This window comes from Aeromonas sp. Y318-3 (assembly GCF_027706185.1).
In the GTDB taxonomy this organism is placed as follows: domain Bacteria; phylum Pseudomonadota; class Gammaproteobacteria; order Enterobacterales; family Aeromonadaceae; genus Aeromonas; species Aeromonas veronii.
In genome coordinates, this window is sequence record NZ_JAPDCN010000005.1 from 180,094 (window position 1) to 202,376 (window position 22,283).

Consider the following 22,283-nt stretch of genomic DNA (forward strand, 5'->3'; position numbering starts at 1 on the left):
CCATGATCCGTATAATCATTCTGGTTGCCGTGATGGTCGCAGGGCTGATCTTTGGCCCGCAAGCCTCCGGTAACAAGGGCTATGTGCTGATTGCCCTCGGCAATTACACCATCGAATCCTCCGTCACCAGCGCGGTGATCCTGGCCGTGCTGTTCTACGGCGCCCTGCTGATCGTCGAATGGCTGCTGGGTCGGATATTCGGCCTGCGCCGCAAGACCCTCGGCTGGTACGGCTCGCGCCGCCGCCGCAAGGCCAATCAACAGACCGTCGCCGCCACCCTGGCAATGGCCGAAGGGCACTACAGTCAGGCTGAAAAGCTGATGATCAAGGGGGCCAGCAACAGCGATACCCCGCTGCTCAACTATCTGAGCGCCGCCAAGGCGGCACAGGCCCGTGGTGACGACGCCCGCCGGGATCAATATCTGCAAAAAGCGCAGGAGGAGAACCCCAAAGCCGAGCTGGCGCTCACCCTGACCCAGACCCAGCTGCAGATCGAGCAGGGCCAGTACGATACCGCACTGGCGATGCTGGAGTCGGTCTACGCCCTCAACCCGCGCCACCCCATGGTGCTGGATCAGCTGCGTCAGGTACATCTGGCCCGTCAGGACTGGAGCGCCCTGTGCGACCTGATCCCGACACTGCACAAGGTGGGCAAGCTGACCCCGAAACAGGAAGAAGATCTGCTGCAACAGGCTTGGTCTGGTCGTCTGCAACAGGCTGCCGGCAGCCTCGAGACCCTCAAGGCGGTATGGCAGGATCTGCCGCGCAAGCTGCGCCTCGAGCCGGAACTGCTGGCCTGCTACGGCGATCTGCTGCGCCAGCTGGGCGCCGATGGCGAAGCCGCCACCCTGTGGCAGGAGGCACTGCGAAAACAGCCGATGCCACAGCTGCTGGCTCGTCTGCCCAAGCTGAAACTCGACAGCTACCAGCCGCTGTTGGCACTGCTGCAAAAACAGCAGGGGCAACCGGAGGTGGACACCGCACTGGCCCAGCTCTATCTGCTGGCCGGTCAGCTGGACGATGCCCAGAAGCTGCTGGAACAGGAGGTGGAGCGGGCGCCGAGCGCCGCCGCCTATCACGCTCTCGGCCAGCTGATGGACAAACGCCGCCTCACCAACAAGGCCAACGAGTACTATCGTCAGGCACTGGAACTGGCGGGAGTCTGATCCCCGGCAAACAGAAACGCGAGAGGCCGCATGATGCGGCCTCTTTTTTTATCTCTTCGCCCTGCCCTCGTCAGGTGGTGAGCCGCTCCAGCTCGCCGATCAGCCAGATAGCCTCGGCACGGTGGCTGCCGCACACATCCATCATGGGGCGAAAACCGCCGCACACCGCCGGCCGCTCCGGTTGACCGAAGATCTTGCAGCCAAGGGCGCTATCGAGCTGGATACAGGGGACACCTGCCGGTTTACCATCTGGCATACCGGGAATGGCACTGCTGATACTGGGGGCGATACAACAGGCAGCGCAGCCGCTACGACACTCCATAGACTCCACTCCTTTGGGACGGTCTGAGCCACCATAGCCGAAGCGGCGGCACAAACGTAGCTGGCGCACAACAAAAAGCCCGACCGCACGGGCGATCGGGCTTCAGACACAGCCGGTTCAGCGAGCCATCATCACAGGATGATATCGCGAACCACGCTGTCTTTACGCTCAAGATAATGGATCGACTTGATACGACGAATGGTGCGGGATTTACCACGGATCAACAGAGTCTCGGTGGTCGCCATCACGCCATCGCTGGTGATGCCATCCAGCAGATCACCCTTGGTGATGCCGGTGGCGGAGAAGATGACGTTGTCATTCTTCGCCATGTCTTCCAGCTTGAGCACCTTGTTCACATCGATACCCAGCGCTTCGCAGCGGGCAATTTCCTGCTCGCCCAGCGCACGCACTTCCGGGCTGTCGCCCTTGACGCGGTGACGCGGCACCAGACGGGCCTGCATGTCACCATCCAGCGCGCGGATCACCGCCGCGGAGATCACCCCTTCCGGTGCGCCGCCGATGCCATACAGCATGTCGACTTCGCTGTCCGGCAGACAGGTGAGGATGGAGGCGGCAACGTCACCATCAGGAATGGCGAACACCCGCACGCCTAGACCCTGCATCTCCTTGATTGCCTTGTCATGACGCGGCTTGGCCAGGGTAATGACTGTCAGGCGGGAGAGCGGCTTGCCCAGCGCCTTGGCCACGGACTTCAGGTTCAGCTCGAGAGCCTGATCCAGGTCGATGGCGCCTTTGGCCTTGGGCCCGACGATCAGCTTTTCCATGTACATGTCAGGCGCTTTCAGGAAAGAACCCTTGTCGCCCACCGCCAGCACGGCCAGCGCGTTGGCCTGCCCCATGGCAGTCATGCGGGTACCCTCGATGGGATCGACAGCGATATCCACCGCGTCGCCGTGTCCGGTACCAACCTTCTCGCCGATATAGAGCATCGGCGCTTCATCAATTTCACCTTCGCCGATCACAATCTCACCATCGATCTCGATCTGGTTGAGAATGTGGCGCATGGCCGCAACGGCCGCCCCATCAGCGATATTCTTGTCACCACGTCCGAGCCACTTGTAGCCAGCCAGTGCAGCCGCTTCCGTCACTCGGGAAAACTCGATTGCCAGTTCACGTCTCATCGCATATCCAACCTATGGAGCTCGAAAACGGGCGGCATTCTACCACAAGGGCAAACCTTTGCGCACAAAAGTAGCCGCTGCGAGCAAGAATGTAGCCAATTCATCCAATTGCAACCCAATTGCCATCGACTCTTCATCCAACTGTCACCCCGCTGTCATCCCCGCTGCCTAGCATGACCCCGTTTTCAAAACAAAAGCTTGCAACACCACAAGGGATTAAGATGAAAAAGCTGACTGTAGTGGCACTGGCTCTCACCGCAGCCTTCCAGGCTCAAGCCGTTGAAGTGTACAAAAATGACACCTCCATGCTGGATCTCTATGGCCGTATCTACGCTGGCCACTTCTTTGGTGATAAGAAGGAACTGGATGCCAGCGGCAAACCGAAAAGCGAATACAGCGACAAACAGGGTGCCAACCAGTTTGTCCGTTTCGGCGCCAAGGCCGAGACCCAGATCCAGAGCGGCCTGAAGGCTCTGGCTCAGTACGAAGTACAGATGTATATCAATGACAGCGAGAAGACCATCAGCGAGAACTCCGACAACCTGCGCACCCGTCTGGCGTTCGCCGGTGTCGGCGCTGACTGGGGCACCGTGACCTTCGGTCGCCAGAAAGGGGCCCCGGGTTTCCTGGCCGACTGGACTGATGTCTCCCTCTCCGACGGCTACGGCAACGAAGCGCTGGGCGCCAAGACCGACACCTTCGCCACTAACCGCGCCGGTTCCGTGCTGAAATACTCCGGTCTGTTCAATGGCTTCCAGCTCGACACCAGCTACAAGTTCGACGGTGGTGACACCGAAGAGACCACCAGCAAGGATAGCGACGCCGCCTACGGTGCTGCCGTGGCCTATACCTTCCCGTTCAACCTGTCACTGGGTACCGCCTACAACGTCGGTATCCGCGACAAGAGCGGTGAAGAAGATGCCAAGTTGTGGCTGATCTCCGCCAAGTTCGACAACAAGGCCGCCTACGCCGCCCTGAGCTATGCGGATGGCAGCGACTTCCTGGCGACCGGCACCGATCACACCGGTTGGGAAGCCGCGCTGGGCTACAACTTCGAGAACGGCTTCGGTCTGATGGCCCTGTGGAACAAACAGGAGCAGGACAAGGCTGGCATCAAGAAAGACAACGTGGATTACTACACCTTGGGTGCCCAGTACAAATTCAACAAGAACCTGCGGGTGATTGGCGAGTACCGTATCAACAATCTGGACAGCAAGGAGAGCGGCAAGCTCAACGTCAAGGATGACTTCCAGCTGGCTGCCCGCTACGACTTCTAATCGAGGTTTTGCGGATCCCCAAAGCGCGATGGCTTGCCATCGCGCTTTTTGCTGAGCGTCGCTCACGACCGGAGAAAGTGGCCTAGGCTCAACAGTAGATGTATCGCCGGAGAGATGATCATGGTCAGGCTGCCTTTCGTCCTGCTGTTGCTGCTGGCTCTTCCCGCTCACGCCCTCTCTATCGCCATGGTGCTGTGGCGCGGTGAAACCGCAGCCGAAGCGGGCTTTCGGGCAGAGCTGACCCGTCTTGGCTATCAGGCCACCATCACCACCTATAACGCCGATCAGGATCGTACGGCGCTGGCAACCATGCTGCGCCAGCAGATGCTGCCGAAACTGGCCGAATACGACTACATCTACACCTTTGGCACCACCGCCACCACCATGACCAAGAGTCTGGTGGCCAACCGCAAGCCACTGATCTTCAACGTGGTATCCGATCCGGTCGGGGCAGACATCCTCTCGGAAGACAAAGCCCAGAACAGCATGGTGGCCGGGGTAAGCAACATGGTGCCGATGGCACTGCAACTGGCCAACGCCAGCGAGCATCTGGCCACCGGAAAACGGCTGCTGCTACCCTTCAACCCCCGTGAGCAGAACACCCTGCTGGTGGCTGATATGCTGCTCAATGAAGCGAAACGCTATCAGTGGCAGATGGTCACCTGGCGAATGGCCCCTGACCCACGGCGGCTGGACAAAGAACTGAAGCGGCTGCAACAGGATGCCAAAAACGACATCGTCTTTCTGGCCGCAGACAGCTATCTGCTCTCCATCGCCCCCCGCCTGCTGAATGCGCTCAACGAAGCTGCCATCCCTACCATCTGCAGTGCCGAGCTGTTCGTCGAACACGGCTGCAGCGTTGGCACCATCAGCAGCTACGAGGCGCTGGGCAAGATGGCCGCCGGGATCATCCATCGCCATCAGCAGGGAACAGAGTTGCAGGATATTCCGCTGCAGACCGACCCCCATCCCAAACTGGTGCTGGGGCAGCTGGGTAACGCCACCACGCAGGAGGCGAGCCCCGCAAAGCCGAAGCCTTGATAAAGATCTCGGCCAATCAGGCTCCGGGCGGGTATGCTGTTGACCCCCATCGCCCGAGAGCCCTTTCCCATGAGCACCACCGTCTTTTTTGCCGTTCTTCTGGCAGCCCTGCTTCACGCCAGCTGGAATGCGCTGGTCAAAATTGGCGAAGAGCGGCTGGTGGGCGTGTCACTGGTGGCGATCTTCTCAGGGCTTATCGCCGCCGTGGCGCTGCTGCCCATGGGGCTTCCCTCTGCTGCCGAGCTGCCCTGGCTCGGCCTCTCAGTCCTACTCCATATCGGTTACTGCCTGTTTCTCAGCCATGCCTACAATCAGGGCGATTTTGGCCAGATCTATCCGCTGGCCCGTGGCAGTGCCCCGCTGCTCGCCATGGTGTTAAGTGCCCTGCTGCTGGGGGACTACCCCGGTTACGGCGGCATCATCGGCGCCTGCGTGCTGATCATGGGGGTCTTGCTGATGGCCTGGCGAGGCGGGCAGCAGCGCCTTGACAGCAAAGCAGTTCGGGCGGCACTGATCACGGCCATGTTCACGGCGACCTATACCCTCTCGGATGGGGCCGGCGCCCGCGCAGGGGGTGAACCGGTACGCTACACCCTCTGGCTCTTTGCCTGTACCGGGCTGGCGATGCTGCTGGTGCTGCTCGTCCACCAGAAACACAACGCATGGCGCCAGATCCGTCAATATGCGCTGGTTGGCGCCACCGGGGGTGCCATGTCACTGCTCGCCTACGGGATTGTTATCTGGGCCATGACCCAAGCCCCCATTGGCGTGGTCGCGGCTCTGCGCGAAAGCAGTGTGCTGTTTGCCATGCTGCTCTCGGTCTGGCTGCTGAAAGAGCCGCTCGGGCGCATGCGGCTGACGGCGGCGGCCATTATCACTGGCGGCGTGCTGCTGACCCGGCTGGGAGGATAAGCGCTGTCGCCATTGGGGCGCATTTATCAGGCAGGATGGCGTAATTCACTCCGCCAAATATGCCGAATACCAATAATGGAAATAAGTGTCGGCCCGGGCGTAAATGTTTACATCCGCAACGTATCAATTAACTGGCAGGTCTGTTCATTTCAACCACAGCTTCATTCGGGAAACTTACCTGCCCATCAGCATTAATGATAAAATCGTTCACAGTTAATTTTCGGCAACGCTGACCAATACCGCGCATGGCACAGACCATGCCGCTCCGCCCATACATTCATTGACCGCCTGACGGGTAAGCCAGCCCGGTCAGAGATGACCTGATCGCGCCCTCCACAGCAGGATGGCATGGCGCTACCGCGTTATTAATGGGGCCAGTTTCGTCTGTTTAATTTTTGATTATTTTAAATCCAGCACCATCAGGGAGTTTTTAATATGTCAGCAAAAAAGCTGAAGTTGGGCGCCTTTATATTGATGATATTAACATCGGTATTTGGCGTCACCAATATCGGGATCGGTTTTTACCGAATGGGATATGCCGCCATTCCGATGTTCGTGATCGGCGGACTGTTCTTCTTCATCCCGTTCATTTTGATGATGATCGAATTCGGCACCGGCTTTCGCAAAGAGGCGGGCGGCATCTTTACCTGGATGCGCCACTCGGTCTCGACCCGTTACGCCTTTATCGGGCTGACCATGTGGTTCGCCTCCTACGTCATCTGGATGTTTGGCAAGGCGCTCTCTATGTGGGTGCCCCTCTCCTTCATGCTGTTTGGCCGCGACATCACCGTCATCCCGGTCACCCTGGGTACCGGCATCGACTTTGGCCCCTTTATTCTGGGTGTGGTCGCCATCGCGCTGGTTGCCACCGTCACCAAGCTCATCACCCTGGGTAGCGCCCGCTTCGCCAAGGTGGCGGCCATCGGCGGCCTCTCCGTAGTGGCGCTCAACGTGTTGCTGCTGGTCGGCGGCGTCTTCACCTTCGCAGTGAGCGGCATGACTCTGCAGGAGCCCTTCACCCAGGCATCGCTGACGGCTTCTCCCAATGCCGCTTTCAACGACATCATCCCCTTCCTCGGCTTTATGGTGTTCGCCATCTTCGCCTACGGCGGGGTCGAGGCGATGGCCGGGGTGGCTGACGAGCTGGAAGATCCGGAGCGTGACCTCAAGCGCGGCATCTTCCTCTCCGGCGCCTTCATCGTGCTCTGCTACATCATCGGCTTTCTGGCGGTCGGCGCCATCATGCGCTGGAGCGACTTCCCGGCCGAGGGGATCACCTCTCTCTCCGCCCTCTTCATCATCATGCTGGAGCTGGGGCGACATCTTGGTGGCGAGTGGCTGGGACAGGTGTTCATGCGCTTTGCCGGATTGGGCATGTTCCTGAGCTATCTGGGTGCCTTTATCGCCCTCTCCTACGCGCCGCTGCGCCAGTTCATCACCGGCACCCCGAGCTACTTCTGGCCGGAGCGTTTCCAGCGCGAGAACGAGAATGGCGTGCGGATTGAAGCCCTCAAGGTGCAAGCCTGGGTGGTCTGTCTGTTCATTGCCGCCAAGTCCATCTTTACCCTGATCAACCCGGAAGGGGCCGCCGCCCTCTATGAGCTGATCATCACCATGACCAACGTCGGCATGACCCTGCCCTACATGTTCCTCATCTACGCCTGGTATCGCTATCGCAACAACCCGGCGCTGGGCAAGGACCTGATCTTCTTCAAGAGCGCGGGCTCGGTACTGCTTGCCACCATCATCAGCCTGATCCTGGTCGCCTTCGGCAACGTCTTTACCGTGGTCGCCCCCTTTATCTCCGGCGATATCTCCACCGGCGTCTGGACCATCATTGGCCCACTGCTGTTCGTGGTGATCGCCATGCGCTTCAAGATCAAGCAGGAAGATGCCCACTAAACGGTAGGCAATGCTCCATGCCAATCGGGGCCGTTCTGGTCCCGATTTTTTTTAGCGCCGGCTTCCGCTCGCCATCACGGCCAGCCCATAGTTTCAATGCAAAAAAAAGACTCCATAGAGACCTCTTTTACGAACTCCTCGCCGTCAGAGCACGCTCAACGCCGTAAATTATCAATATCAAGGTGAGAATGATTGTGAAGCGCCAGTTCACGACATATAACTTAGCGAGATATCCCTGTATTTCGTCCGGTAGAGCTGATCATGATGATGCGTTCCCTCCTTCCCCTGTTGCTTGGCGCAGTAATGCTGCCGGCCACTATGGACAGTGCCCATGCCAACCCCTTTTCCGCCAGCAGCAAGAGCAGCAGCGGCTTTCTCGAGCGACGGGATGTGCCCAACCTCAGCTCGGCTGCCTTCGTGGTGGCCAACCACAGAACCGGCGAGGTGATCTCCGAGCGCAACGGCAACCGGGTAATGCCCATCGCCTCACTCACCAAGCTGATGACGGCGCTGGTGGTGCTGGATGCCAACCTGCGCCTTAACGAAATGCTCACGGTGACCAATGCCGACATCGACCGCATCAAGGGAACCGGCTCGCGCCTGGCCATCGGCTCCAGGCTCAGTCGCGCCGAAATGCTCCATATCGCCCTGATGTCCTCTGAAAACCGTGCCGCCTCGGCGCTGGCCCGCCACTATCCCGGCGGCCAGCGTGCCTTCGTCGAGGCGATGAATGCCAAAGCCCGCATGCTGGGGATGTGGAATACCCGCTACGCCGACAGCACCGGGCTTAACCCACGCAATGTCTCCACCGCGCAGGATCTCGCCAAACTCGCCGCCGCAGCGGCCTCCTATCCGCTGATCCGCCAATATTCCACCGACGAGCAGAGCTATGTGCGCACCAACAAGCGTCAGCTGCACTACCTCAACTCCAACCGGCTGATCCGCGAAGGGCAATGGGAGTTCACCCTCTCCAAGACCGGCTATATCCGCGAAGCGGGCCGCTGTCTGGTGCTGGGTACCAAGGTCAATCGTGAGCCGGTGATCATGGTGTTGCTCAATGCCGAGACCACCAACGATCGGGTCGCCGACGCCAAGCGGATCAAAACCTGGCTGGAGAGCTCGGGCAGAACCACCCTGGCAGCCAACCAGAGCAGCATGCTGACTCACCAGTAAGCTCGAGATCCCCAACCAAGCGAGGCACCTGCCTCGCTTTTTTTATCTGCATGAGCGCGCCCAAAAAATGGGATCCAGTTCCCGCTACAGGTAACACCTTCCGCCATCCCGTTACAAAACGTAACTACTCAACAGCGTGATTCACACTAATAGAATCAATTGGTTGTAACCTGGCAGCAAGAATTTTAGCGTGCCATCACAACCCCTGTAACGACGAGCCACCATGCGTATTTCCAGTATCGAGTGCGGGCGGGTACTGGCCATTCTGGCCGTGATGACCATTCACGTATCCCCCTTCGCCAATCCGTTCAATCCCGCCCTGTGGGGAAGTGGATCCTGGCTCTGGCTGAGCGGCACCATCAACCAGTTATGCCGCTTTGCCGTGCCGCTGTTTTTCCTCTGTGCCGGTTACTTTCTGCAGCCGAGACTGAGCCGCGAAGCGCCGCTGACCGTGGCCTGGCGCTACTGCCACCCCTTGCTGCTGCTCTGGCTGGTATGGAGTCTGGTCTACCTGCTGGTGCCGTTCAATCCGCTGGATGCCGTGCAGCAAGGCTATCTGGCCTCCCTGCGCGGGCAGTGGCAATTCCAGCTCGGCGACCCCCTCAATGGCTGGCTGGTGGGCGGCATGATCCACCTCTGGTTCCTGCCAGCCCTGATCATGGCGGTGACCCTGCTGGCACTCTGCTACCGGCTTGGCAGACCAGAGCTCGCCCTCTGGCTGGGTCTTGGCCTCTACCTGCTGGCGCTGCTGGGGGGCTCCTATGCCAAGCCGCTGCTGGGCGCCGAGTGGCCACTGCTCACCCGTAACGGCCCCTTCTTCTCCCTGCTGTTTGTGGCGCTCGGGGCCCTGTTGCGCCAGCGTCAGTGGCAGCCCGATGCCCGCACCGGCTGGCAACTGCTGCTGGCGGGCGTGGCGCTCTATGGCTGTGAAGCCTGGGCGCTGCAGCACTTCGCCGCAGTGCCGCTCACCCGCCACGACTTCCTGCTCGGCTCCCTTCCCTGGTCTCTCGGTCTGTTTGGCCTGCTGCTGGCCAACCCCGACTGGGGCAAGGGCAGCTGGCTTGAACGCCAGGCCCCCAAAGTGCTAGGGATCTACTGCCTGCACATGATGCTGGTGGTCTGGCTCTTCGTGTTCGGCCCGCAGGGCGCATCCATCCAGTGGGAGATCGCCAAGGTGCCGCTGCTGCTGGGAGCGTCTCTGCTGGCCTATCGCCTGCTGGCGGCCCAGCCCCTCACCCGCCTACTGCTGCGTACTCGCTGAGTCCGGTATCCGGCCCGTCCTATCGGGCCGGATACCTCTTCACGTTTAGCCCCTTTCTCTTCCGCTACGCCCTTTTTGCTCTCGCTTCATTACCGCAGTTTGCTGCAATGGTTCTACTTTTCAGCCGCGCTTCCCCAACCGTAAAACCTGCCCCCACAGCCCCCCCTCTATTTTCACCTTGCCAGGCAAATGAAAATCAATATCATTGGCATCCCGCTTAAGCGGGCCAGGCTAATTATAATTAAATCAATATGTTCGAGCCGTCAGGTCGACATCCAAAGAGTCAATATTGAATATGCAGCACCCTCACTTTCGCAGAACGCTGGTCTCGCTGGCACTGCTGGGCACCGGCTTCACTGCCCAGGCCACCGATGAAACCATGACTGTGGTTGGCAAACGCTCCCAGCATCAGGAAGTTGCCACCGCAACCCGTACCAATACGCCAGCCAAGCTGGTTCCCCAGACCATCGACAGCGTCAAGGTCAGCGAGCTGACCGCCTTCGGCCAACCAACGCTGAGTGAGGCCCTGAGCGGCATTCCCGGGGTCAACGCCAGCGGTGACACCCGCTTCGACGGGGTCAATATCCGCGGCTTCAGCGCCAGCAACGACTTCTATCTCGACGGGTTCCGCGACGACATGCAGTACACCCGGGATCTCGGCAACATCGAGCGGGTGGAAGTGCTCAAGGGCCCGGCTGCCGTGCTCTACGGCCGCGGCAGCACGGGGGGCATCGTCAACCGGGTCAGCAAGAAGCCGCAAAAAGGGCAGGAGTCCAGCGTCACCGCCCGGGTCGGCAGCTTTGACAGCCAGCGTCTGGCCGCCGACCTCAATGGCGAGGCGAGTGAGCAGGTGCAACTGCGCCTCAACATGGCGCAAGAGGACAAAGATAGCTTCCGCAACGGCGTGAAGAGCAAGCGCACTCTGCTGGCCCCTTCCGCCAACTGGGAGATCAGCGACAACCTCAACTGGCTGGTGCAGTACGAGCGCAACGAACATGACCGCACCCCGGATCGCGGCATTCCCGGGGTCAATGGCCGTCCGGCCGATGTGCCGCGAGAGTATGTCTACAGCGATACCAGCCGCGACTTCATCGATGACGTGGCACAATCCACCCGCTCACGCCTCTCCTGGGATATCAACGATCAGTGGCAGTTGCGCCAGCAGCTCGGTTACTCCACCCTCGACAGCCAGTTTGACAACACCTATGTCACCAGCGTCAAAGGGGATCAGGTGACCCGCTCCCGCTGGCAGCAGGATCTGAAAGCGAAGAACCTGATCAGCAACACCGAGGCCGAAGGTCTGTTCCAGACCGGCCCGGTGGAACATCGCCTGCTGGTTGGCTTCGAGCAGAACTGGCAGGAGCGCACACCCAAGCTCTACCAGAACGCCACCGCCATTCCGTCTGGCAATCTCTACGATCCGGGCTCACTGCCTACCTACAATGGCGCCATGAAGCTCTCCAGCGACGCCAAACACAAGGTGCGCGGCAATGGCCTCTATCTGCAGGATCAGCTCAGCCTGGGTGACTGGCATCTGGTTGGCGGGCTGCGCCGTGACGACTTCACCGTCACCAGTCGCCGCTACGACCTCAACAAGGAGGAGAGCGTCTCGGTCAACAGCCTGAGCCCGCGCCTCGGTCTGGTGTGGAATCCCCTAGAGGATCACGCCTTCTACACCTCCTACAGCAAGACCTTCACTCCGGTGGGCGGCGAGCTGATCGGCATCACCCCGGGCGACAAGAATAACGGGCTGGAACCCCAGCACACCCGCCTCTACGAAGGTGGCGTGAAGAGTGACTGGCTGAACGGCAAGCTGGCGACCACCCTCTCCCTCTATCGACTGGAGATGTACAACAAGCGCACCAAGGATCCGCTTGATCCCACCAAGGTGATCCTCACCGGCCTGCAGCGTACCGAGGGTGTCGAGCTGAGCGCCCGTGCCGAGCTGACCGACGAGATCTATCTGCGTGGCGGCTTCGCCATTCAGGATGCGGAGCAGGTCAAGGCGGATGCGGATCTGCAGGGCAAGCGCCCGATGAACGTCTCCCGTCAGAATGGCCAGCTCTATCTCGGCTACAAGAGTGGCGAGCAGGGCTGGTTCGGCGAAACCGGAGTAACGGCGGTGGGCGATCGCTTTGCCGACAACGCCAACACCACCACACTGCCCGGTTACGCCCGCTTCGATGCGCGCGCCGGTTATCGCTGGCAGCAGTGGGAAGCCGAGCTGAGCGCCGAAAACCTGACCGACCACGAGTACTTCGTCAGCGCCACCAGTGCCAACCAGATCATGCCGGGTACACCCCGTCAGCTGAGCCTGACCGGTACCTACCGTTTCTGAACTCTGTGACAACCACCCCGACTGGCCAGCCCTTGCTGGCCAGTTTTTTATGAAGCAACCACGATGAAACGCAGAAGAGTTCCCCTTCACAACAACAAATGGGTACGCCGCCTCCATGCCTGGGCCGGTTTTTTTACCCTCGCCCTGATGCTGATGTACGGCATCACCGGTCTCTGGCTGCAACACCGTGCCGTGTTGCCCATCCCCGGCCCCCACACCGACAAATCGAGTGAAGAGATAGTGCTCAAGGCGCCACTCGCCAGCCCGGAGCAGCTGAAAATCCTGCTGCAACAGCGCTATCCCGATACCTTTGCCGACGGGCGAACCATGATCACCCCGGCCCAGACCCTGCCCACCCCGAACGGCCTGCTCATCCTGCCCGCCAAGTGGGAAATGCGCGGCGTCACCCTCAGCCAGAGCGTGGCTGCCAGCTATGTTGAGGGTACCCTGCTGGTACGTACCGACCTGCAACTGGCCAACTTTGCCGCCAGCCTCAACCGGCTGCACCGCGGCATGGGCACCGGCCTCGGCTGGCAGCTGTTTGGCGATATCGCCGCCCTGGCCCTGCTGCTGCTCGCCCTCACCAGCCTGTTTATGTGGACCAAGCTGCACGGCACACCCAGAGCCATCATCGCGCTGACGCTCGCAGGCACCCTCGGTACCCTGCTGTTTGCCCTGCTGGGATAGTGCGGCAACCATGTTCTGATGCAGCAAGGTTTGGAAAAAACCGCAATAGAAACAGGCCGCTGGCGGTGATGCCGGCGGCCACATCAAGAAAAGGAAATAACGGAGAGCGGCAAAAGAGAAGGGATACCAAGAGGTAACGGGAAGTACTGCCTGCTCAGCAGCAACGCTCCAACACGCAGGAACGCCAAAAAACAAAAGGCCATCATTGCTGATGGCCTTTTGTCATGAATTTGATGGTCGGGGTCTCTATCGAACTTGAAATATAACACATTGTTTAATAACAGATAATTTCAATGAGACTTTCTTTTATACCCCCAAAAATACCCCCAAACTAAATGCATTGTCATGATATGGCATGATACAACGACAGGCTACGCGTGAGTGGCATCAAGGCGACTCAGGCAACATTAATCCTCTCGCCACCAAAAAGGCGATCACTTCATGACGGCGCCACAGGGTACCTCCCTTGGCCATCCAGTTGAGGGGCTCTGGGAACGGGGTACCCTGAGCAGCCCACTCCTGGCGGCGCCGATAGAATGTGGTTCTACCGATCCCCCCAAGCAATAGCTCGATGTCACAGCGGCGGATCAATGCAGGAACTTGCGTGTGGTTTTTCATAGCGCGTCAGAATTCCTCAGTACACCATTGCCAATAGAGGAACAGTTTACAATTCCTCAAGTGCGCAACGCATGTAAAGTCTCAGGATTTGCCGCCAGATATAAACATAAATTCCACTTCCAGCCGCCTCGCAGATATCAAATGCCGCGGCGTCCATGCCCCCGCAGGGGATCCCCCCGGAGGAAGGACCCACCACAAAAACACTGGGGCGAGCTCACAAACCAAACCACTTGGCATCCCAGCTACCGACGATTGCTCCCCGCTTTGCCAGCTTGCGCAAAGCCGAACGCTTGGCAGAATGCGCCCCATTGGCCTTGTACTTTCTGCGGGGTTTTGTCTCTGGTTGCGGCTCTTGAGTCTCTGATAATTCTTCTGACATAACTCGTTCTCCTTAAAGTAAGTGCCCCACTTTTACTGAACTGGCTGGGGCCACCAGCGCACGACCGCGCCCCAACTAGAGGCGCTCAGAACATCATTAGGTCTACAGACCTTTTTCCATGGCTTTGGCAGCGAATGGGCTCATGCCTATTTCAAAGCCGGTTGTTTGCTGAAAGATGGCTCTGGCTTCCTCCAGCTTTTTAAATTGATCATTTGTCAGCAAAACAGTGAGACGGCGCCACTCGTTATGCTTGTGCTCACTCTTCTTACTCATCGCGAACCCTCACCATTCATGGACCCAGTTTTTCCGAGGTGAATTACCACCTGTTTGCATCAGATTTATGTGTCGCCTTACCACTGTTGCCAAATAGCGGCAGGCTCTGGCAATTTGGGCATCTGTCAGCTCCGGAAATGCATTTGCCAAGTATTTGGCATCATCAGCACCGTGTATCCACCCTCGGAGGTGGCATAGCTGAACCACGGTACGAGGTGCGCCATCATCGCCATCTGGGCGCTGATGAAAGGTTGCGCCCTCGATTGCTGCCACAACCTCATTAGGTAGGGCTGTGGCCTCGTCAACACTCCCTCCCTTCCGGTTGTTCATCTCTATACTCCCCCAACTGTCCAGAACGCCGCAGGGTTCGGCAGCATCGCTTGGGCATGACACCAACAGGTGATGGCCATCTTTCCCGATACATCAAGGCGCTCAACTACCAGAGTGATCTCTTCATGAACAGCCACAGCGGAACGAGACCAGGAGCCGACCAGGGTGGTCGATATATCAGGCGTCAGCTCAGCCAGCACACCAGCAGCCCGCAACACACCATCATGACCAACAACGGCACCGGGAGCGGAAGTCCCAACGAGAGCCCGGAGCTCACCGAATTCATAACCAAGAGCGGCAACCCCACCCAGAGAAAACGGCGAGGGATTCTTAGCCTCAATCGCTTTCAGCAGCACCATATCGGCAACTCTGGCCACCCCCATTGCAATAGCGGCAAGGGTGATATCAGCCAATTTCCCGTCTTCATATGATTTTTGCTCGGCACGGCTCAGCTCTACGCGAAAGCCAAATCCCGGCATGGTGTCCATATCAACCTCTGAACGAAACACCGGCAGAGCGGATTTAGTCAGCTCTTTATCGTCATCCACTTGAGAAAATTTCGCAGATTCAACCAAAGTGAAACCATTGGTACGGCGAGTCATCACCACTTCGCCGTTACCTATCGGAATCGCTTCCCCTGACTGCTCAACAACAATGATCTTGGCGCCAGCTTTGGCTACACGGCTTGCCTTCATGATTGCGGTAGAGAGCTTGGTTTTTTTCCCAGCTTCTGTACCCAACGGGGTATAGATACTGTTGTCAGCATCCGCGGCCAGGAATGGCGGTAAGGTAAGATCGCGAAGTAGCAAAGTAGATACGGATGCCGGCGCCTTCGGAATTATGTGACGAACTGAATCATCCTTGTTGTAAATGACACTGGCACCAAGTTGGCTTTTGGCATCGTTGAGTAATGTTTGCAGTTGGTTCATGCCTCTGTTCACCCTAATCGCTCTGACTGGATAACAGCTTGCCCCACGCAGCATGATTGCTTCCTCTTGGGGGATTTCCGCCCCTGGTACGAAGTAATCAGAAGCGCTCTGCAGGTCAGCCTTTGGCTGCTGCTTATTAACCCAGCCATTGGCTGAGTTACCCCATTCGCGGCGCCCTACTGGCAATCAGCGCACGCCCCCAGCAACACTGATCTAAATCTCCCGACTTTTCGGGAGACATAGTCGTAGTGATCGATTTGAAAGCCCATGCAGATATCAAAGATCGCGGCGTCCATGCCCCCGCAGGGGATCCCCCGGGAGGAAGGACCCAAGGCAAAATTAGGCGCCAATCAGTGGGGGGTCGGCTAAGAAATCAGCCAACCAAGGAAGGTATCCGCTTCGGCCAGATTAAGCGCGGAGTTTCAGCCCTTGGCGGACACCGGTTCGGATGGGTGACTGACGAGTTTTGCGCGGGATTTTGCCCGCGATCATTTGTTGGTCATTTTGAGCGAATAGCGTGGGGGAAACTTTTATGCCGAAATATACCCTACAAACCCTACCCAAGATGAAAGCCTTGATACGACTGGCTTTGCGCGGGGAGGGTTTAAAATTTACACCCTACCCAATCCCTACTTTTAGACCCTACCAGCAACACTGAACCAACTACTTTCCAGTGTGACGATCTCTGATCCAAAAAAGCCATCCTTCCCTATTTTGGGGAATGTTTACCTGTTTCGGGTAATGGTAGGGTTAAGGCTAAAAAGGTAGGGTTTAGGTAGGGTTAAAAAATAATATCCCTACCTCTTTAAATCCCTTATGCAGCATGGCTTTCAGTGATTCGGGTAGGGTTTGTAGGGTTCATTTGCAAAAGTCCTACGTATATGGCGGCGATAAGCATAAGGGCCACACTCGGCAGCCCTCATTTACTTCTGGATGGCGTCATTCATTCCCAACATCGGCAGCCTGGGGCATGAACTGTTCTGCCGCCTCGGTCGGTGTAACGTTCGTTTGGGCCTTGCCCTTGATCGTCCTGCTGCTGTACTGGGTGCCGTACTCCTTGGCCGCCGCTTTGACCGCTCGGGTAAATCCCTGAACGGATAGCGGACGACCCAGTCCGTGATAATCCATGAATGCAAGGTAGAGGTGATAGAGATAGCGTCTTGGCTCTCGCTTGATCTCCGGATTACCTCCCATCATCAGGCCCTTGGGCTCATCGAGAAAAGCCACCAGCCCGCAAAGATCGATCACCGGATCCGTGGCCCGCTTGATGGTAAGAGCGTCTCCTGAATTGCGTTGCTCCAGCAATAGCAGGCGCGCGCGTTCCGGATCTGTGAATAGGGTAAGTAGGTGGCGGATCACCACCGGCAGCTCTGCCGCTATCTTCTCTCCCAATAGCGGGTCTTTGTCGGTCTCTCCCACGACCCGGTTAAAGGTAAAAATCACCCTTCGGCGGGATACTCCCCCATTACGCTCGGTAATGATCATCGGCTCGTTGTTGGTCACCAGTACCACCGCCTTAATGACCGCGCCGTACTGCTTCTCATACTTGCCATCGATCTCAACCATATCCCCGCCAGTGATGGCCTTGATGCCGCTGCCATCGCCAATGTATTTGGATTGGTCCGGTAAGGCGATCAGCCGCTTGTCTACGAACTGGGCTCGCCCTCTGGCAGTATCCAGGGAGGCCATATTGCCGGACCCAGTATTGCGCGGGCCACCAGCAAGCAGGGTCGCAATCCGTGCAAAGATGCTCTTACCGCTGCCACCCTCCCCGGTCACCTCAAGGAATAGCTGCCAGTCATAGCGGTTGGCCAGCACCATAAACAGAGCGGCCTTGATGCGATCCATTTTGGCAGCATCATCCTCTGCAGCGTGTCTCAACCACTTGGTGAAGCTGGGCGCGTGGTGCTCGATACATTCATCAGGTAGCGGAGCTGCGTACTCAATACCATTGTGGTTCAACAGGCCATCAGCTGGAGAGTGAGGACGGAACCCCCGAGCCTCCATGTCATAGACCCCATTGGCAAACCCGATCAGATCTTGGCTTGGTTGCCCCATTACCGGGATCATCAACTTCATGGTCGATACTGCAGCCCCAATCCCCTTGTCACTGAACGGAGCTCCATGCTCAGTGAAAATAGCGGCCATCTCCCGGCGCAGTTCGGTATCTGACAACGGCCCCCACAAACTGCCGTCATAACGATACACACGCTCAGCCTCGATATTTATCGCAACCTCCCCCAAGCGCTCCACCAGCAGAGCCGCCCGTTGGCTGGCGCTCATTTTGTCGATCATGACCTCCTTGGTTGCGGTCAGCCCGTTGGCTTGATGCTGGTCACTCCAATCTCCTGAAATCTCAGGAACAGCTGCCTGCCCCGCGATAGCGGCGGCGGATTGCTTGGCCTTGGTATTGCCCTGGTTGCCGCTCACCAGATCCAGCGTCTGCTCGAAGTCCACCACATCCACCAGTTGCCAAGGCTGGGCATTCTGGCCATAGTTGCCGCGGTAAAGCTCGGCCTTAGGCGCTTGCTTGCGCAATGCCAAGATCAGCCGCTTGGCTTTCTCTGGTGCCAAGTTGCCGAACTGGTGAACGATGACGCGCTCTGTGGCATCCCGATCGGCCATTTTGTAGAGCTCGCCCCCTTCATCCAGTTGGACCGGACGAACATATAACGCCTGCTCTGGCTCAAACTCTGGATCTATCGGGTTATCTGCCGCGATGGCGTCATTATGGGCTCGCTGCAGCGTGGCTCTGATCTCCGCATCTCGGTTGGCTTGTTCACCGGTGTGGATGACGATCACCTGCATCTTGTCCAGGCCTTTGAAGTTGAGGAAGGCACCTGCCCTGGATGGAAGGCTGTTTTGATGGTCGACCGCCTCCACCAGCGTGTTGATCTCACTCATTGCAACCCCCTGTCAGCACGGCCACCAGCTCCTTGAAAGCCCGTTCATCCAATCCGGCTTTCAGTTCCCGGGCTTGCTTGGCTGTCACCGCTACCGCGGCGCCGTTGGTCTGTGCAATAAACCGATCTCGATCTGTTCGCCAGTTGAATGCGCTCAGGCTGCCAACTTGTGAACGTTTGCCGGTGCGTGGGTTGATAGGGCCGGTGAAGGTTGGCTGTTCACTACCGTTTGCCCATGCGAAGTAGATCATGCCTTGCCCCCCTTATTGGTTGGCTTATGGGGGTACTCATCAGGCAGGTTGATCAGTGTCACCATAACCGGCTTGCCATCCACTATGCGGCGCACGCGGCGCATGGAGAGGTCTGCCAGTTCGGCCAAAAACTCGGGGCTCTTCTGCTTGGTAGTTCTCATGCCTTGGCCCTCCCAGTCGGAGTGCGGGACATGAATACCAAAGGCAGGCCAGCCAGAGCGATACGGGCTTGCGCTTCGGTGTCAGCAACGGCGGTAATGGTGCGGATACGGCGCAGGTCTGCCAGTCTGCAGGCGCTCGAGGCGATCAGGAAGGTGAAGATCATGGTATGAATCCTTGGTTTTGATAGACCAAGGCGGATCGGGTAGCCGCAAAGCAGTGCCAAACCAAGGAAGGCACAGTGGGGGCGTTTTCTTTGGCTCCCGACCCATGCCCCCAAAACTGGATAGATCGCCGGCAAGGTGCCGGAAATGGGGGAAGAGGTGCGAATTGTCCTTGGTTTAGTCACAGCTTGCGGGTGCTTAATCCGCCAGCCACGCCGCCACTTGCTTAAGGTGACGACAGGTAAGATCGTACCGTGTTGCACGTTATCAGGCAAGTCCATCAGGTTGAATTTGGGCAAGACCTCGCCCTGGGCGGTGCGCCCATTGGTTCTCATGTTCATGGCTTACCCCTCGTTTGGCTGGCTGGTGGAGATGCCAGGGGAATGAATGGGGAAGCGAGCTAAGTAGCTGGCAACCTGACCTTGTGACATAGACACGGCGCCGCGCTGCTTACGTTTCAGGTTGATCAGTTCCACCAGCTTCCGAGCTTGGTCGCGGTCTGCAACCCAATACCGTTTGAGGTGAGTTACTCCATCACCACTGTGATGATGACTAAAAAGCTCATCAATAATGGCGATCCCGTGATCGCGACGCAGATCGCTGATTGAGTTGCGAGCGTTGAGATCATGCAAACGAGCGAGAGCTGATAGTGAACTGATACCCTGGGGACCATTCTCTACCAAGTGAAGGGCCACCAGCTCGAGCTTGGTAGCGCCTTTGGCTGGCTTGATGTTATGATCCCTTTGCTTACTAAGGGTCGTGCCGTTCTGCGGTGCGGCCTTTTCTTTTTTGCTCATCTCCGCCCCCTACGCAGCTTTGCCTTGTGCGCCAATCCAGGCGTGTACTTCTTCAGCGCGCCAAGCGGTGATCCGTTCTGACAATTTGACTGGTTGAGGGAATGATCCATCTTTTACCTTTCGCCAAAGCGTGGCAGATGAAAAACCCAGATGAGGAAGCATGGCCGCAGAGCGGACAAATCCTGTTGAAGGGATAGCTGGGATTTGGTGTTGCGTGGATTTCATATTGTGAGCCTCATTGAATAGCCGTGATTCGGCTTGATTCGTAAGGTCACATGTAGAGGCGTTATGGTTCCTCTTGGGGGATTTCCGGATCTCGTTCACTGGTGGCTTTTTTGAGGATGTTGCGCACCTGCCGGTCTGACATGTCAAACGACCAGGCCACGGCCTTTTGTGAGGCCCCCCTCTTAACCATGTCTATGACTGCCTTATTCCTGAACGTCAAATAGTGATCATGGCAGATCGGCGGGTAGAGAATTTCACCCCCAAAAGCCTCAACTAGCTTAGTGGCTAGCTCAACACCAATAATCTTGGCGAGAGCATGATCGGATTTGATTTTTTTGGGCACGTACAGAATTACGTGGGTTTGCTTTTTTGTTTTACACCTTGGTAGCTGCCCGATTAGCTGAAAAGTTTTCTCGGTGCCGATAATATCGGCAATTTCACGAAAACTGTCAGGAGCCCTTGATAAATCAAATGTCATGCTACCGCCTCTCTAACGATTCACTAGATGTACGGTACCACCCTGTTGAGATTCATAGAAATCAGCCAGCCACTGCAACAGCTTGCGGCGGTCATCCAAGTACTCGGCCCGGTGATAGGCAGCCCGCACCTTATTGCGTTCAGCGTGGGCCAGCTGGCGCTCGATAACGTCCGGATCAAAGCCCTCTTCGTTCAAGGTGGTGGATGCCAGAGCCCGGAACCCATGAGGAGTAGCAACGCCCGCATATCCCATCCGGCCCATCGCATAGCTCAGGGTGTTCTCACTCATGGGCTTGGTCAGGTTGCGCTCACTGGGAAACAACAGCTCACAATGACCGGTGAGCTGGTGGAGCTCATCAAGGACAGCCAGCGCCTGCCGGGATAGTGGGACGATATGCTCTGAACGCATCTTCATCCGCTCAGCAGGGATCCTCCACTCGGCCCGCTCTAGGTCGAATTCATCCCAGCGGGCAAAGCGCACCTCGCCCGGGCGGGTCATGGTCAGCATCAGCAGATGGAAGGCAAGGCGAGTTGCAGGGTTCAGGGGCTCAACAGCAAGACGGCGGTAAAACTCTGGCAGTTCAGCCCGGGGCAATGCTGGCCGGTGTTCTTTCTTGGCGGCTTTGAGTGCCCCTTTCAGGTCTTGGGCTGGGTTGTAGCTGGCTCGGCCTGTCTGGATGGCGTAACGCATAATGGCACTGATCCGCTGCAGTACTCGCCCAGCTGTTTCGGTTGCCCCGCGCTTCTCAACTTTCCGCAGAGCCTCCAGCATCATGGGGGCGGTCAGTTCAGCAACAGGAACAAGCCCCAGATCAGGGAAGGCATCAACCTCCAAGGATTCGATTACCCGAGTGGCGTGGCCTTGGCTCCAACGGGCAAGCTGGCTTTGGTGCCACTCCCGCGCCAATGCTTCGAAACTGCTTTCGCTGGCCAGCCGACTAGCAACCTTGCTTTGCTTGCGGACCAAGCCGGGATCAACGCCATCGGCGATCAGGCGGCGGGCATCATCCCGCTTAGCTCTCGCCTCTTTCAGTGACACCTCTGGATAGACACCCAGGGCAAGCGCCTTCTCTTTGCCACCATGGCGATACTTGAGCCGCCAGTACTTACCAGACTGATTGACCAGCAGGAACAGTCCCTTCTCATCGGAAAGCTTCTGAGGCTTGCCGCTGAACTTGGCTTGCCTGGCTGCGGTATCGGATAACGGCATGGGGGTATCTCCCGTCTCTGCTTGGGGGTACTTATCGCATGCTGGGGGACAAAAAGTGGACACTCTGCGGGCCTGTAACGGCGCGGGCTGGTGGCCTGAGGGGGTACTTTTTACCCCCATCTGGACTGATACCCCCAGATGTACCCCCGGCAATGGGGGTATGTCATGAGGCTATATGATACGACAGGAAATAACAAAAAACCCGCAGAGCCTTAAGCTATGCGGGTTTCAGGTCTGCCGTGATACGGCATGAAACTGTAATATGGTGCCCGGGGTCGGACTCGAACCGACACGGTTATTCACCGGCGGATTTTGAAACCATCGCAAGCCGCTGTGAATCAATGAGT

23 protein-coding genes are annotated in these 22,283 nt (G+C 57.9%); 9 read left to right on the forward strand and 14 right to left on the reverse strand.

Annotation, left to right across the window (positions count from 1 at the left end; genetic code table 11):
* Positions 1–2: 2 nt before the first annotated feature.
* On the forward strand, positions 3–1,166 hold the full coding sequence (locus tag OKB77_RS09020) for a heme biosynthesis HemY N-terminal domain-containing protein (RefSeq protein WP_199427815.1): 1,164 nt from the start codon (positions 3–5) through the stop codon (positions 1,164–1,166).
* A gap of 70 nt (positions 1,167–1,236) precedes the next feature.
* Here the strand turns inward: OKB77_RS09020 and OKB77_RS09025 are convergent, their stop codons facing one another.
* Together OKB77_RS09025 and glpX are read right to left on the reverse strand one after the other, a co-directional pair.
* Entirely contained in the window at positions 1,237–1,488 is a 252-nt protein-coding gene (locus tag OKB77_RS09025; RefSeq protein WP_005336384.1) for a YkgJ family cysteine cluster protein, read from the reverse strand.
* 131 nt (positions 1,489–1,619) lie between these two features.
* The gene (gene glpX / locus OKB77_RS09030; protein ID WP_005336386.1) at positions 1,620–2,630 is read right to left on the reverse strand and encodes a class II fructose-bisphosphatase; all 1,011 of its coding nucleotides are present in this window, start codon (positions 2,628–2,630) and stop codon (positions 1,620–1,622) included.
* A 221-nt stretch (positions 2,631–2,851) separates the two neighbouring features.
* Here glpX and OKB77_RS09035 point away from each other — a divergent pair, with 221 nt between their 5' ends.
* The 8 genes from OKB77_RS09035 (at position 2,852) to OKB77_RS09070 (ending at position 13,221) form a co-directional block, all read left to right on the forward strand.
* Positions 2,852–3,907 carry a porin gene (locus tag OKB77_RS09035; protein ID WP_019444867.1) on the forward strand — a complete coding sequence of 352 codons (1,056 nt, stop codon included), beginning with the start codon at positions 2,852–2,854 and terminating at the stop codon, positions 3,905–3,907.
* Positions 3,908–4,027: 120 nt separating this feature from the next.
* Entirely contained in the window at positions 4,028–4,948 is a 921-nt protein-coding gene (locus OKB77_RS09040; RefSeq protein ID WP_081253328.1) for an ABC transporter substrate-binding protein, read from the forward strand.
* Between the two features lie 33 nt (positions 4,949–4,981).
* Entirely contained in the window at positions 4,982–5,860 is an 879-nt protein-coding gene (locus OKB77_RS09045; RefSeq protein ID WP_322874429.1) for a DMT family transporter, read from the forward strand.
* A gap of 435 nt (positions 5,861–6,295) precedes the next feature.
* Entirely contained in the window at positions 6,296–7,762 is a 1,467-nt protein-coding gene (yjeM, locus tag OKB77_RS09050) for a glutamate/gamma-aminobutyrate family transporter YjeM (RefSeq protein WP_265776146.1), read from the forward strand.
* Between the two features lie 261 nt (positions 7,763–8,023).
* Positions 8,024–8,935 carry a D-alanyl-D-alanine endopeptidase gene (pbpG, locus tag OKB77_RS09055; protein WP_005336410.1) on the forward strand — a complete coding sequence of 304 codons (912 nt, stop codon included), beginning with the start codon at positions 8,024–8,026 and terminating at the stop codon, positions 8,933–8,935.
* A 223-nt stretch (positions 8,936–9,158) separates the two neighbouring features.
* Positions 9,159–10,196, forward strand: coding sequence for an acyltransferase (locus OKB77_RS09060; RefSeq protein WP_204480741.1), 1,038 nt, complete (start codon positions 9,159–9,161; stop codon positions 10,194–10,196).
* Positions 10,197–10,491: 295 nt separating this feature from the next.
* A complete protein-coding gene (locus tag OKB77_RS09065) occupies positions 10,492–12,534 on the forward strand; it encodes a TonB-dependent receptor (protein WP_042053461.1) in 2,043 nt (680 codons plus the stop codon).
* Positions 12,535–12,555: 21 nt separating this feature from the next.
* Entirely contained in the window at positions 12,556–13,221 is a 666-nt protein-coding gene (locus OKB77_RS09070) for a PepSY-associated TM helix domain-containing protein (RefSeq protein WP_323670580.1), read from the forward strand.
* A 387-nt stretch (positions 13,222–13,608) separates the two neighbouring features.
* Here the strand turns inward: OKB77_RS09070 and OKB77_RS09075 are convergent, their stop codons facing one another.
* The 12 genes from OKB77_RS09075 to OKB77_RS09130 form a co-directional block, all read right to left on the reverse strand.
* Positions 13,609–13,839, reverse strand: coding sequence for a hypothetical protein (locus tag OKB77_RS09075; protein WP_270817427.1), 231 nt, complete (start codon positions 13,837–13,839; stop codon positions 13,609–13,611).
* A 214-nt stretch (positions 13,840–14,053) separates the two neighbouring features.
* Positions 14,054–14,218 carry a hypothetical protein gene (locus OKB77_RS09080; RefSeq protein WP_160171051.1) on the reverse strand — a complete coding sequence of 55 codons (165 nt, stop codon included), beginning with the start codon at positions 14,216–14,218 and terminating at the stop codon, positions 14,054–14,056.
* A 102-nt stretch (positions 14,219–14,320) separates the two neighbouring features.
* Complete coding sequence (locus tag OKB77_RS09085) at positions 14,321–14,491, reverse strand: hypothetical protein (RefSeq protein ID WP_270817428.1); 171 nt, start codon at positions 14,489–14,491, stop codon at positions 14,321–14,323.
* A 332-nt stretch (positions 14,492–14,823) separates the two neighbouring features.
* The gene (locus OKB77_RS09090; protein WP_270817429.1) at positions 14,824–15,750 is read right to left on the reverse strand and encodes a hypothetical protein; all 927 of its coding nucleotides are present in this window, start codon (positions 15,748–15,750) and stop codon (positions 14,824–14,826) included.
* Between the two features lie 939 nt (positions 15,751–16,689).
* Entirely contained in the window at positions 16,690–18,654 is a 1,965-nt protein-coding gene (locus tag OKB77_RS09095) for a DNA primase family protein (protein WP_270817430.1), read from the reverse strand.
* Complete coding sequence (locus OKB77_RS09100; protein ID WP_270817431.1) at positions 18,647–18,904, reverse strand: hypothetical protein; 258 nt, start codon at positions 18,902–18,904, stop codon at positions 18,647–18,649. The genes OKB77_RS09095 and OKB77_RS09100 overlap by 8 nt, the downstream gene beginning before the upstream one ends.
* A complete protein-coding gene (locus OKB77_RS09105) occupies positions 18,901–19,065 on the reverse strand; it encodes a hypothetical protein (protein ID WP_201955369.1) in 165 nt (54 codons plus the stop codon). Before OKB77_RS09105 ends, OKB77_RS09100 begins: the two co-directional genes overlap by 4 nt.
* Positions 19,062–19,568, reverse strand: coding sequence for a hypothetical protein (locus tag OKB77_RS09110; RefSeq protein WP_270817432.1), 507 nt, complete (start codon positions 19,566–19,568; stop codon positions 19,062–19,064). Before OKB77_RS09110 ends, OKB77_RS09105 begins: the two co-directional genes overlap by 4 nt.
* A gap of 3 nt (positions 19,569–19,571) precedes the next feature.
* Positions 19,572–20,024 carry a hypothetical protein gene (locus OKB77_RS09115; RefSeq protein ID WP_270817433.1) on the reverse strand — a complete coding sequence of 151 codons (453 nt, stop codon included), beginning with the start codon at positions 20,022–20,024 and terminating at the stop codon, positions 19,572–19,574.
* 9 nt (positions 20,025–20,033) lie between these two features.
* Positions 20,034–20,249 carry a helix-turn-helix transcriptional regulator gene (locus OKB77_RS09120; protein ID WP_270817434.1) on the reverse strand — a complete coding sequence of 72 codons (216 nt, stop codon included), beginning with the start codon at positions 20,247–20,249 and terminating at the stop codon, positions 20,034–20,036.
* A 61-nt stretch (positions 20,250–20,310) separates the two neighbouring features.
* On the reverse strand, positions 20,311–20,727 hold the full coding sequence (locus OKB77_RS09125; RefSeq protein WP_270817435.1) for a Mor transcription activator family protein: 417 nt from the start codon (positions 20,725–20,727) through the stop codon (positions 20,311–20,313).
* A gap of 12 nt (positions 20,728–20,739) precedes the next feature.
* A complete protein-coding gene (locus OKB77_RS09130; protein WP_270817436.1) occupies positions 20,740–21,936 on the reverse strand; it encodes a tyrosine-type recombinase/integrase in 1,197 nt (398 codons plus the stop codon).
* Between the last annotated feature and the right edge of the window lie 347 nt (positions 21,937–22,283).

Excerpts from the sequence above, each read along its gene's own strand:
- glpX (WP_005336386.1), bottom strand. The coding sequence starts at position 2,630 with ATGAGACGTGAACTGGCAATCGAGTTTTCCCGAGTGACGGAAGCGGCT.
- OKB77_RS09065 (WP_042053461.1), top strand. The coding sequence starts at position 10,492 with ATGCAGCACCCTCACTTTCGCAGAACGCTGGTCTCGCTGGCACTGCTG.
- OKB77_RS09115 (WP_270817433.1), bottom strand. The coding sequence starts at position 20,024 with ATGAGCAAAAAAGAAAAGGCCGCACCGCAGAACGGCACGACCCTTAGT.
- OKB77_RS09100 (WP_270817431.1), bottom strand. The coding sequence starts at position 18,904 with ATGATCTACTTCGCATGGGCAAACGGTAGTGAACAGCCAACCTTCACC.
- OKB77_RS09080 (WP_160171051.1), bottom strand. The coding sequence starts at position 14,218 with ATGTCAGAAGAATTATCAGAGACTCAAGAGCCGCAACCAGAGACAAAA.
- OKB77_RS09060 (WP_204480741.1), top strand. The coding sequence starts at position 9,159 with ATGCGTATTTCCAGTATCGAGTGCGGGCGGGTACTGGCCATTCTGGCC.
- OKB77_RS09035 (WP_019444867.1), top strand. The coding sequence starts at position 2,852 with ATGAAAAAGCTGACTGTAGTGGCACTGGCTCTCACCGCAGCCTTCCAG.
- pbpG (WP_005336410.1), top strand. The coding sequence starts at position 8,024 with ATGATGATGCGTTCCCTCCTTCCCCTGTTGCTTGGCGCAGTAATGCTG.
- OKB77_RS09095 (WP_270817430.1), bottom strand. The coding sequence starts at position 18,654 with ATGAGTGAGATCAACACGCTGGTGGAGGCGGTCGACCATCAAAACAGC.
- OKB77_RS09110 (WP_270817432.1), bottom strand. The coding sequence starts at position 19,568 with ATGAACATGAGAACCAATGGGCGCACCGCCCAGGGCGAGGTCTTGCCC.
- OKB77_RS09075 (WP_270817427.1), bottom strand. The coding sequence starts at position 13,839 with ATGAAAAACCACACGCAAGTTCCTGCATTGATCCGCCGCTGTGACATC.
- yjeM (WP_265776146.1), top strand. The coding sequence starts at position 6,296 with ATGTCAGCAAAAAAGCTGAAGTTGGGCGCCTTTATATTGATGATATTA.
- OKB77_RS09085 (WP_270817428.1), bottom strand. The coding sequence starts at position 14,491 with ATGAGTAAGAAGAGTGAGCACAAGCATAACGAGTGGCGCCGTCTCACT.
- OKB77_RS09040 (WP_081253328.1), top strand. The coding sequence starts at position 4,028 with ATGGTCAGGCTGCCTTTCGTCCTGCTGTTGCTGCTGGCTCTTCCCGCT.
- OKB77_RS09020 (WP_199427815.1), top strand. The coding sequence starts at position 3 with ATGATCCGTATAATCATTCTGGTTGCCGTGATGGTCGCAGGGCTGATC.
- OKB77_RS09105 (WP_201955369.1), bottom strand. The coding sequence starts at position 19,065 with ATGAGAACTACCAAGCAGAAGAGCCCCGAGTTTTTGGCCGAACTGGCA.
- OKB77_RS09125 (WP_270817435.1), bottom strand. The coding sequence starts at position 20,727 with ATGACATTTGATTTATCAAGGGCTCCTGACAGTTTTCGTGAAATTGCC.
- OKB77_RS09130 (WP_270817436.1), bottom strand. The coding sequence starts at position 21,936 with ATGCCGTTATCCGATACCGCAGCCAGGCAAGCCAAGTTCAGCGGCAAG.
- OKB77_RS09090 (WP_270817429.1), bottom strand. The coding sequence starts at position 15,750 with ATGAACCAACTGCAAACATTACTCAACGATGCCAAAAGCCAACTTGGT.
- OKB77_RS09025 (WP_005336384.1), bottom strand. The coding sequence starts at position 1,488 with ATGGAGTGTCGTAGCGGCTGCGCTGCCTGTTGTATCGCCCCCAGTATC.
- OKB77_RS09045 (WP_322874429.1), top strand. The coding sequence starts at position 4,982 with ATGCTGTTGACCCCCATCGCCCGAGAGCCCTTTCCCATGAGCACCACC.
- OKB77_RS09120 (WP_270817434.1), bottom strand. The coding sequence starts at position 20,249 with ATGAAATCCACGCAACACCAAATCCCAGCTATCCCTTCAACAGGATTT.